The organism is Ferviditalea candida, from assembly GCF_035282765.1.
GTDB classification, from domain to species: Bacteria; Bacillota; Bacilli; order Paenibacillales; family KCTC-25726; genus Ferviditalea; species Ferviditalea candida.
The window spans coordinates 88,663-98,802 of record NZ_JAYJLD010000013.1 but is presented as its reverse complement, the minus strand read 5'-3'; the positions used below and the strand labels follow the sequence as shown (position 1 = coordinate 98,802).

10 protein-coding genes and 1 pseudogene are annotated in these 10,140 nt (G+C 50.9%); all 11 read left to right on the top strand.

From position 1 onward, the window contains the following. Positions 1-48 precede the first annotated feature (48 nt). The gene (locus VF724_RS10805) at positions 49-816 is read left to right on the top strand and encodes a cupin domain-containing protein (RefSeq protein ID WP_371754252.1); all 768 of its coding nucleotides are present in this window, start codon (positions 49-51) and stop codon (positions 814-816) included. A 145-nt stretch (positions 817-961) separates the two neighbouring features. After that, complete coding sequence (locus tag VF724_RS10800; protein ID WP_371754251.1) at positions 962-1,483, top strand: TAXI family TRAP transporter solute-binding subunit; 522 nt, start codon at positions 962-964, stop codon at positions 1,481-1,483. After that, complete coding sequence (locus VF724_RS10795) at positions 1,407-2,120, top strand: TAXI family TRAP transporter solute-binding subunit (protein WP_371754250.1); 714 nt, start codon at positions 1,407-1,409, stop codon at positions 2,118-2,120. Before VF724_RS10800 ends, VF724_RS10795 begins: the two co-directional genes overlap by 77 nt. Before the next feature lie 94 nt (positions 2,121-2,214). Next, complete coding sequence (locus tag VF724_RS10790) at positions 2,215-3,435, top strand: FAD-dependent oxidoreductase (protein ID WP_371754249.1); 1,221 nt, start codon at positions 2,215-2,217, stop codon at positions 3,433-3,435. Between the two features lie 56 nt (positions 3,436-3,491). Further along, a pseudogene (locus VF724_RS10785) lies at positions 3,492-3,623 on the top strand (isochorismatase family protein); the annotation flags it as partial. A gap of 9 nt (positions 3,624-3,632) precedes the next feature. Continuing rightward, the gene (locus tag VF724_RS10780; protein ID WP_371754248.1) at positions 3,633-3,755 is read left to right on the top strand and encodes a hypothetical protein; all 123 of its coding nucleotides are present in this window, start codon (positions 3,633-3,635) and stop codon (positions 3,753-3,755) included. 37 nt (positions 3,756-3,792) lie between these two features. After that, positions 3,793-4,557, top strand: coding sequence for an alpha/beta fold hydrolase (locus tag VF724_RS10775; protein ID WP_371754247.1), 765 nt, complete (start codon positions 3,793-3,795; stop codon positions 4,555-4,557). A 30-nt stretch (positions 4,558-4,587) separates the two neighbouring features. Further along, complete coding sequence (locus VF724_RS10770; RefSeq protein WP_371754246.1) at positions 4,588-5,727, top strand: LLM class flavin-dependent oxidoreductase; 1,140 nt, start codon at positions 4,588-4,590, stop codon at positions 5,725-5,727. Between the two features lie 45 nt (positions 5,728-5,772). After that, entirely contained in the window at positions 5,773-7,806 is a 2,034-nt protein-coding gene (locus tag VF724_RS10765; RefSeq protein WP_371754245.1) for a TRAP transporter permease, read from the top strand. Positions 7,807-7,883: 77 nt separating this feature from the next. Continuing rightward, positions 7,884-8,684 carry an IclR family transcriptional regulator gene (locus VF724_RS10760; RefSeq protein ID WP_371754244.1) on the top strand — a complete coding sequence of 267 codons (801 nt, stop codon included), beginning with the start codon at positions 7,884-7,886 and terminating at the stop codon, positions 8,682-8,684. Between the two features lie 5 nt (positions 8,685-8,689). After that, on the top strand, positions 8,690-10,129 hold the full coding sequence (locus VF724_RS10755) for an aldehyde dehydrogenase family protein (RefSeq protein WP_371754243.1): 1,440 nt from the start codon (positions 8,690-8,692) through the stop codon (positions 10,127-10,129). Positions 10,130-10,140: the final 11 nt, after the last annotated feature.

The following is a 10,140-nucleotide window of genomic DNA, read 5'->3' as shown; positions in this document are numbered from 1 at the left end:
TCTTCACCATAGATTTCTCTCCCTTCAGGGAGAGATTTTCCCCTACTTATGGGGAATTTTCAACCGGCTATATTGGGGATTTTATCATCGATTCCTACAGAAGGCGAGCAAATGACCTTCGAACCGGGGGATTACCTGATTACCCCTACCTGGACATGGCATGATCATGCCAACACGGGAAAAGAAACCGTATACTGGATGGATTGTCTGGACAGTCCTTTCACCATGTATCTGAATGTCTGCTTTACCGAGTTCTACCCGGAGAAGCAGCAGAAGCTGCAGGTGCCTGACAATTACAGCTCCAGACGTTATCAGGGTGGAATGGTACGACCGGTCAGCGACCGGAAGCCAAGCATCGCCCCGCTTGGACGATACAAATGGGAATTCACGAAAAGAAGCCTGGATGGATTGAGCGAATTCGCCCCGGACCTGATAGACGGATTCATCATTGAATATATCAATCCTTCCACCGGGAAGGATGCGAATGATCGGATCGGGGCCAGAATGCAGAAGCTGCCTCCCAAATTCAGCGGTAAAGCCCATCGCCACATCCACAGCAATGTGTATCATGTTTTTCGCGGCAAGGGGTATACCGTGATGAACGGGGTCAGATTTGACTGGTCGGAAGGGGATTTCTTTGCAATACCCTCTTGGACCTGGCACGAACATGTCAACCTTTCGGAAACAGAGGAGGCCTATATGTTTTCCACGAACGATCTGCCGATCATGGAAGCGTTCGGGTTCGAAAAGTCGGAGAAATATCGCGAAAATAACGGCCGCCAGGTTGTAACAGAGGTTTTCACGCCAATCTATTGATCATAGAAAGCAGTTGAATTTAAGGAATTTAACAGTTGAGGAATCAATTTACAGATTGGTTGGGGCGTGCTAATTTTATCTCAGAACACTTTGTTTATAACATTAACGATATGTTAACGATTATATTTATTGAGGGGGAGTTTTCATGGCAACCAAATCATTACGAAAAGCGCTGGCAATTATTGTTTCTGTTATTTTGGTTACGTTATTTGTAAGCGCTTGTGGTTCTTCCGGCACTCCATCGGCCTCGAGCACTCCCGGCGGCAGCACTGCGCAGAGCCCCGGCAGCTCGCAAAGTCCGAGTCAAAGCGTAAATCCAAATCAAGCCAAAGGGCAGCCGGCAGACAACAAGATTCTGAGCATAGCCACGCTTCCGATCGGTACGTCCTTCAATGCTGTCGGAAACGGGTTGGCCAAGGTCATCAGCAACAAATCTTCGATCCGCGTTTCCGTAAAACCGTATGCAGGCCAAACGGCGTGGGGTCCTCTGCTCGACAGCGGCCAGATCGATCTCGGGGTATCCGAGTATCCGGAGGTTTCCTGGGGCCTGAAAGGGGAGGAAGGATTTACCCCCCACGAAAAATTTGCGCATGATTGTACGCGGCAACAATATCATCACACCCGGATTTGCTGTAAGAAACGATTCCGGCATCAAAAAAGTCGCTGATTTAAAAGGAAAAAGAGTGGCCTACGGCTATGCCGGATCCTTAATTGCCCAACAAATCTTAACCGCATTGTTGGATATCAACGGATTGTCCTGGGATGACGTCAAGAAGGTGCCGGTGACGGATATTTTATCTGCCGTAAAAATGCTTCAGGATAATCAGGTGGATGCCGTGTTCGGCTTGACCCCGCATACGCCGGTCATGCTTGAAGTCAACAACTCGGTTCCCTTGAAAGGCTTGAATGCTCTTGACCAATACACCCCCGACCAAATAAACAGTATTCCGCAAAGCATCACCGACAAGCTGCATTCCTATGTGCCCGGTACGGAATGGAGTCTGATGAAGAAAGATGAATATATCCGGCAGGATCAGATTGCCATCAATTATGCAACCCTGCTGCTCACATCGACCCATTTGTCCGATGATACGGTTTACAGCATCACGCAGACGTTATGGAACAATTATAAGGATTTGCAGCCGATTCACGATTGGTTAAAATCCTGGGATCCCCAACAGATGTTTGATCCAAACCCTGTCATCCCATACCATCCGGGTGCTGTGAAATTCTTCAAGGATCAAGGCGTTTGGACGGATCAAGCTCAAAAGGTTCAGGATGAACTGCTAAAAAGCGTTCAATAACGCCCCTTTGTATCCGGTTTAACTAGCACTGCCGGCTCAGGATATCGCCGGCGGTGTTTTTTACAATAATATTTTACTCGTGGAGGTTGACAGGATGAAGGATCCAATAGTTATTGTAGGTGCAGGACCGGTAGGGTTGACGGTAGCGGAAATTTTAAGCATTCAGAATATACCGGTCATCGTGCTGGAGAAAAGCGACGGCCCGAGCAAAGAATGGAGGGCGTCCACTTTTCATGCCGCGACGATGGAACTGTTGGAGTCGAATGCGGCCGGATTGGCGGACGATTTGCTGGCCAGGGGCTTAATTGCCGACAAAATCCAATATCGTGACCGAAAGACGGGATTGTTCGCCGAGTTCGACTGCAGCCTGATCAATGAAGATACGAAATATCCCTTCCGGCTGCAGTGTCCTCAATCTACTTATGTGCAAGTTGTCTATCAGCGGCTGCAGCAGCGGTCCTGCGCGGATGTTCGTTTTAATTCCGAGGTGATCGGGCTCTCGCAGGACAGCGCAGGGGCTGCCGTTACGTTAAGGACTCCTGGGGGAGAAGAGAAAATAAGAGCTTCTTTTGTATTGGGCGCTGATGGGGCCAGAAGCACGGTCAGAAAAGAGCTGGGCTTTGCATTTGAAGGGTATACGCTGGAGCAGCGGTTTTTGCTTGTCGGCACGCCGGTTTCGTTCGAGCAATATTTACCGGATATCGGTTATGTCAATTATATTTCCGATCCCGAGGAATTCCTGTTTATTCTACGCGTTCCGGAGGCTTGGAGACTGCTTTATCCGATTCCGCCCGAGATTTCGGATGAAACCGCTCTGGAGGAAGAGCGCATTCAGGCTTCCATGCAGAAAGCGTTAAAAACGCAGGACCGTTTTCCACTGGTTGAACGCATGATTTACCGCGTGCATCAACGTGTGGCCGAACGCTTCTATGATGGAAGACTCATTTTATTGGGAGACGCAGCGCATGTTAACAGTCCTTTAGGCGGCCTCGGACTGAACAGCGGCATCCATGATGCCGTCGATATCAGCATGCGGCTGGTTCGCTATATCCATAACGAAGGGGGCACCGATCTGCAGGCCGAGCTGGAAACCTACTCGAATGTGCGACGTAAAGTCGCATTGGCTTATGTGAGGCAAATCAGCGAGCGCAATACGAGCATCGTCACTGAAAAGGACCCGCAAAAGCGGCTGCAGCTGCAGCAGGAATTGGCTGCCGAAGCGAACGACCCGGTCCGTGCCAGACAATGGCTGTTGCGTGCTTCGCTGCTGACCAGCGTGCGTGAGCAAGGAATCGGAGAACCTCCGAAAGAATGATTTTGTCAAAGAGGGAGCCGTGATGGAGATACCGATGGCCAGACAACGCTTTTTACAACACTCAATTGGAAACGATCGTCCGCAACATTCGCGGAATAGGAGCGGCCGATACCGTGATCATTATCGGAACGGTAACGAGCGTTTGCTGCGAAAATACGGCATGCAGCGCGTTTATGCGGGATTTTTAGGTTGTTTTTATGAGTGACGCCGCCGGAGGATTTGACGAAGCATCGCATCAAGCAACGCTTGCCACGATCGGTTCCGTATTCGGTCGCGTTATGGAAACGGAGGAATTGCTGCTGCACATAGAAGGCAAATGACATGTTGCTAAACCGGTGAATAAAGGAGGAGTAACGTATGAACACGGATGTTTCTTACTCGCTGGAAACAATCGATGTCAGAGGTTTGCGTGTGCGTCTTTACCGCGCAGGAAAAGGAGAACCGCTCCTATGGCTGCATGGCGCAAACGGAGGCGGATGGAATCCGTTTTTGCAGCAATTATCGTCCCGTTACGAGGTTCTGGCGCCTGAACATCCCGGATTCGGCCAATCCGATTTGCCTGATTGGTTTGACAGCATTGAGGATATGGCTTTTCATTACAGAGACTTTCTCGATACCCTCGGTTATGAAAGGGTTACCATCTGCGGGAGCTCGCTCGGAGGCTGGATCGGACTCCAATTGGCTTTAATCCAAGCGCATCGTGTGAAGAAGCTGATCGTTTCCGATGTGGCCGGTGTGCACATACCCGGCAGGGATAGTATTGATCCTTTTACCTTGACCGTCCCTCAATTGACGGAGCGATGTTTTTACGATACATCCAGGCTGCCGAAGACGCCTCAATTAAGCGAGATGCCTGTAGAAATGATTAGAAACAGGGCCATGTTCGCCCGTTTGACGTGGGAAAGAGGCTGCGACCCCAAACTGCTGCATCGCTTGGGGGGACTGTCTGTACCCGTACTTATCGTATGGGGAAGGCAAGACGAGCTTGTTCCACTGTCCAGCGGGGAAAAGCTGAAGAAGGCAATTCCGGATTCCGAGCTATTTGTAATCGATGAATGCGGCCATTTGCCGTATGTTGAAAAACCGGAAGATTTTCTAAATCGCATTGCCTCATTCATTTAGTAATTTTGTGAAAAAAGAAGGAGCGGTCATATGGAAATTTACGGCTTTCACCTCATGCCCTATATGAACATGCCTGAGGATTTCAACGATAAATACGACAGTGCCTGGGTCACATATTCCAATAGCAATTTTGATCCGAAATACGGACATGAGCTGTACAATTTGTATCTGGATGAGTTGGAATTTTGCGAGCGAATGGGGTTTGACGGGATCGGCGTGAATGAGCATCATCAAACCGCTTACGGGCTGATGCCATCTCCGAATGTCATGGCCGCTACTCTTGCCAGAAGAACGACGAAAGTGAAAATTGCCATTCTCGGAAATGCGATTTCCTTGCGCGACCATCCGCAGCGGGTCGCAGAGGAGGTGGCCATGCTGGACGTCATCACCGGGGGCAGAATCATCTCCGGGTTCGTACGGGGAATCGGGGCCGAATATTATTCGTTCCGGCTGGACCCGACAAAATCGAAGGAACGGTTTTTTGAGGCGCATGATATTATTATTCAGGCTTGGACACAACCGGGGCCGACTTCCTATCACGGTAAACATTACCATTTTACGCATATTAATTCCTGGCCCGTTCCGTATCAAAAACCGCATCCGCCGATCTGGTGCCCGTCGCAAGGAAGCCGGGACACGATCCATTTTGCCGCGGAGCGCCGTTATCCGTATCTGCAAACCTTCAGCTCGATTCCGAGCGTGAAGAAATCGTTTGATTTATACCGGGAAGCCGCCGAAGAATTCGGTTATACGGCGCCTGCCGAGCAATTGGGCTGGTCCGTGCTCATCTACTGCGCTGAGACGGATGCCAGGGCGCTTGAAGAAGCGGAGGAGCACGCCGCCTATTTCTTCAGCAAGCACCTGGTCATGCCTACGGACTTTTTATTCCCGCCTGGTTATCTTCCCGCAGAAACGCATCAGAAAACGGTGCAGTCGAAAGCCGGCCTGGGCACGCCGGGCGCTTTTCAATTCAAGGATTTAATTGATAGAGGCATGCTGATTGCAGGGTCTCCGGACAGCGTCAGGGATCAGCTCATTGAATTGAATCGGACGCTCGGATTCGGAAAGTTAAATATCAATATGCATTTCGGCAATATGCCCCATCACCGCACCATGAAGAACATTGAGCTTTTGGGGAAACATGTGCTGCCGGCGCTGCGTGCGCTGTAACAAGCCCAGGACCGCGTTGAAAGAACCCAGAGGAGGAAAATACGGATGAATGAGGACCGACAGCATTCAAAAAAGCAAGCACCGGCGAACCAGCCCCCGGAGGAACCGAATGTGAACGCGGAGATGGAGGGCAAACGATACCGCCAATTTAAGAGCAGCACCCCGAAAGTGATCCTGTACACGCTGCTGTCGCTGATTCCCATAAGCGGAATATTGTACGTGTTGGGCGTTCAGGATATGATCGGATTGACATTTTACCAGCAGCAGTTCATCGGGCTGTTTCTAGGTCTGGTGCTCTGCAGCGTGTATTTGAGCATCCCCGCGACGAAGAAATCCCGACGCGACAGTGTGCCGTGGTATGATTGGCTGCTTGCGGCGCTGGGACTGTATGCGGGTTTGTACTTGGTCATATTTTATCCGCAGATTGTGATGATCATCGGCAACGTGGATACGCCGCGATTGGTGATCAGCGTTATAGCGGTCGTGCTCGTCATGGAGGCGATCCGGCGGCTGTTGGGCACAGCAATGCTGACGATCGTGCTCTTTTTTTTGTTGTACGGATATTTCGCGCCGTATTTTCCGGGAATCTTCCGCGGCACGCACACATCGTTGAAACAATTGTTCAACTACCTGTATCTGGATCCGAACAGCATGCTGGACCTGATTAACATTGCTGCGACGGTCGCCTTAAGCTTCATCTTTTTCGGACAGATCCTGCTGCATTTTGGGGGAGCGGACATCCTGAACAATCTGGCGCTGTCCTTGTTCGGCCGATTCAGGGGTGGACCGGCGAAAGGCTCGATCGTAGGCTCAAGTCTGGTCGGTACGATCACGGGAGGACCGGTGACGAACGTTATGCTCGTCGGCAGTGTGACCATCCCGCTGATGAAACGCAACGGTTATGACGCCGTTCGTGCGGGAGCGATCGAGTCGGTTGCCTCGACGGGTGGATCGATCATGCCTCCGGTGATGGGCATCTCTGCATTTATCATCGCAGAGACGCTGGGAGTTTCATATGCGAAGGTTGCAATCGCGGCGCTCATACCAGCGATTTTGTTTTACTTGACGATCTTTTTCCAAGTCGATTTGCATGCAGGCCGGCACGGTATCCGGCGGCTCCGTAAAGAGGATATACCGTCGATTGCGGGAGTGTTGAAGACGGGCTGGACGATTCTTCCAACATTGGTGGCGCTCGTGTACTTTCTGTTTTTCAAAGGCTACTCCCCGCAGATTTCGGGTTTGTATTCCGCGGTGGTGGCGATCGTGTTCTTATCGCTGCCAAAAGATATCCGGAGGCAGATGTTCAGCTTCTTCCCTCGCATCTTTGTGGATTCGGGACGAGTGCTGCTGGAGATTACGGTCGTGCTGGCAGCGGCGGGTTTGATCGTAGGTGTGACGGGCGTAACCGGATTGGGTTTCAATCTGGGGTTGATCCTGTCGGACCTCGCGCAATACGGCTTGTTGACGCTGCTTGCGGTTAGCGCGATCGTGTCGGTCATCCTCGGGATGGGCATGCCGGCGGTGGCGGCATATTCGCTGGTGGCCGTGTTGGTGGCGCCGACGATGGTGCAGATGGGAGTAAACCCGTTTGCCGCGCATTTGTTTGTATTTTACTTTTCTATCATTTCCAATTTTACTCCGCCGGTGGCATTGGCATGTTTCACTGCGGCGCCGATCGCTCAAGCCAGCCCGCACAAAATCGGCTTTCGCGCGATGCAGCTTGGAATTACGGCGTACATTGTGCCGTTTTTGTTCGTGTATTCGCCGCAGATGCTGCTGGGAGCGACGAATAATGTCAATTGGACGGAGTCGATCTTGACATGGGTGACGGCCGTCATTGGCTGCTATTTAATTGCGGCAGCGCTGGAGGGATTTCTATTCAATCCTATTAACTGGATCAAGCGATTGATCTTGATCGTGCTGGGAGTTTGCTTGCTCATGCCGTTATCGATATGGCAATACAGCTGGCTTCTTAACTTGATTGCATTCATCGCGATGGTGCTGTTGTTCTTGTACGAGGCAATGCGCATCAAGAAGATGCATGTGTCTTCCTCCGCCAAACCCGTGGACGCAAAATGATTGGGCCGTTTACCTGACTCATAAATTTGTTAAATTTTATATTGAATGCCCCGAAAATACAGGATACAGGTGAAAAAATGACGGATCATGATAAAAAACGCAGAATCCAATCCGTGGAAATCGCATTTTCGATATTGCGCATCTTATCGAATCATAAAAGAGCAATGAGTCTGAGCGAACTTTCAAACCAAACGGGGCTGCATAAAAGCCAGCTTTATCGCTATTTGTATTCGTTTGTGCAGCTCGGCGTCCTGGTTCGTGAAAACGGAGAAAACCCGAAATGGTCGCTAGGTCCGGAGCTCATCGCTTTGGGAAGCGCGGCGCATGATGGATTGGATCTCGTCAAGGAAGCGATGCCGCATATGCTTGAGCTCAGAAATCAGCTGAATGAAACAATCGCTCTGAGCATATGGAGAGAACACGGCCCATTTTTTGTGCACTGGGAAAAAAGCAACAAACTGGTCAATATCGGTTTGGATACCGGATCCTATGTACCTTTGTATACGGCTACCGGGAAAATTTTCCGGGCTTATCTGCCGGAAAGCATGACCAATGAGCTCTATGCGAGCGAAGTGTCTGCCGGCAACATCAAACCGGATGAATATGCCCTTGAAATCGCAAGTGTGGCAAAAAGAGGCTTTTCCTTGACGGAAGGAAGTTTAATTGTCGGCATTGCGGCGATCAGCACTCCTATTTTTTATCCGCAGGCTAAACTGGCTGGCGCATTAAGCGTGATCGGCGTAGCCAAAATGCTGGACCACTCTCCGGAATCCCTGGCCTTGCGGGAGCTTGTCAAAAATGGAGAAAAAATATCACGGCGTTTGGGCTATACCGGGGCATATCCGCTTATGCAATTTTATCTGGAAAGAGGAGAGTGATTTCATTGAAAATCAATTTATTCATCAACAATGAACAAGTGGAAACCGAACAATATACGGAAGTGCGCGACCCCGGAAGGCTGGATGAGGTGGCGGGACTGGCAGCCAAGGGAACGCCGCAGCATGTGGATGCCGCCGTGAAAGCGGCACATCAGGCTTTTCTCTGTTGGCGTAAAACCGCTGTGGATGAAAGAATAGACTTGATACGGAAAGCTGCTAATCGATTGGAAGCAGGAATTCCCGGACTTACTCCGATCGTATCGAAAGAAAACGGCATGCTGCTTCGCTTTACCAAAGGGGAAATCCATGCGGCGGTTACGGTCATGCGGCATCTTGCGGATTTGGCCGCCGCTTCCTTGCAATCGAAGCGATACGAAGACGAGACCGGTTGGGTCAGTGTGGAAAAAGTGCCGATCGGCGTGGTTGCGGGTATCGTGCCGTGGAATGCGCCGATCGTCTTGACGATGCAAAAGCTGGCACCCGCTTTACTCTCGGGAAACTCAATCGTGTTTAAACCGTCGCCGTTCGCCCCGATCGGGGTAAGCACCGCGATCCAAATGATTGCGGACCTGTTTCCGCCCGGTGTCGTCCAGGTCGTACTTGGGGACGCGGATGTGGGCTCTGCGCTTAACAAGCATCCGCTTGTGCGCAAAATCTCCTTCACCGGCGGAGGCGCGACAGCGAAGTATGTCATGAAAGATGCGGCTGACTCATTAAAGAGCGTTCACTTTGAATTGGGCGGCAACGATCCGGCGATCATCCTCGATGACGCCGATTTGGACAAAATGGTGCCCCAGATTGTATGGGGAGCGTTTCGGCGCTCGGGACAATTCTGCTTCGCAACCAAGCGCGTCTATGTGCCCGAGCGGATGTACGAAGACGTGTACGAGAGGGTCGTATCGATTGTCGATCAGTTTAAAATCGGGCACCAATTGAATGAGGAGACCACCTTCGGCCCGTTGATCAACCGCAGCCAATACGAGTATATCAAGCAATTGACCGAGCGCGTGAAGCAAAGCTCGGCGAAAATGGTTGAATTGGGGACCAAGTTGCAGCCGGAGCAGTGGGAGAACGGCTATTACTTGTCCCCGGTCGTGGTGAGAGACCTGCAGCCAAACGATGAAATTGTAACCGTCGAGCAATTTGGGCCGATCATGCCGTTAATTTCCTACCGCAGCGAAGACGAGATGCTCAAAATGGCCAACGACACCGAATACGGTTTGGGTTCTTCAATCTGGTCCACCGATGTTGACCGGGCGCTGTGCATAGCCAGACGGATTGAAGCGGGCATGACCTTCATCAATGGAATCGGACAGTCGGCTCTCGGACAAAGATACCTGCCGTTCGGCGGGGTAAAACAGAGTGGCATCGGAAGAGAGAATTCCGAATTGGTGTTTGACGAATATGTGGAATATCACGCCATCAACTACCATAAACCACAATAAGGAAGCTATTA

Bases quoted from the DNA above. Each gene is read 5' to 3' on its own strand.
- VF724_RS10805 (WP_371754252.1), top strand. From the start codon at position 49: ATGGGGAATTTTCAACCGGCTATATTGGGGATTTTATCATCGATTCCT.
- VF724_RS10800 (WP_371754251.1), top strand. From the start codon at position 962: ATGGCAACCAAATCATTACGAAAAGCGCTGGCAATTATTGTTTCTGTT.
- VF724_RS10795 (WP_371754250.1), top strand. From the start codon at position 1,407: ATGATTGTACGCGGCAACAATATCATCACACCCGGATTTGCTGTAAGA.
- VF724_RS10790 (WP_371754249.1), top strand. From the start codon at position 2,215: ATGAAGGATCCAATAGTTATTGTAGGTGCAGGACCGGTAGGGTTGACG.
- VF724_RS10780 (WP_371754248.1), top strand. From the start codon at position 3,633: ATGAGTGACGCCGCCGGAGGATTTGACGAAGCATCGCATCAAGCAACG.
- VF724_RS10775 (WP_371754247.1), top strand. From the start codon at position 3,793: ATGAACACGGATGTTTCTTACTCGCTGGAAACAATCGATGTCAGAGGT.
- VF724_RS10770 (WP_371754246.1), top strand. From the start codon at position 4,588: ATGGAAATTTACGGCTTTCACCTCATGCCCTATATGAACATGCCTGAG.
- VF724_RS10765 (WP_371754245.1), top strand. From the start codon at position 5,773: ATGAATGAGGACCGACAGCATTCAAAAAAGCAAGCACCGGCGAACCAG.
- VF724_RS10760 (WP_371754244.1), top strand. From the start codon at position 7,884: ATGACGGATCATGATAAAAAACGCAGAATCCAATCCGTGGAAATCGCA.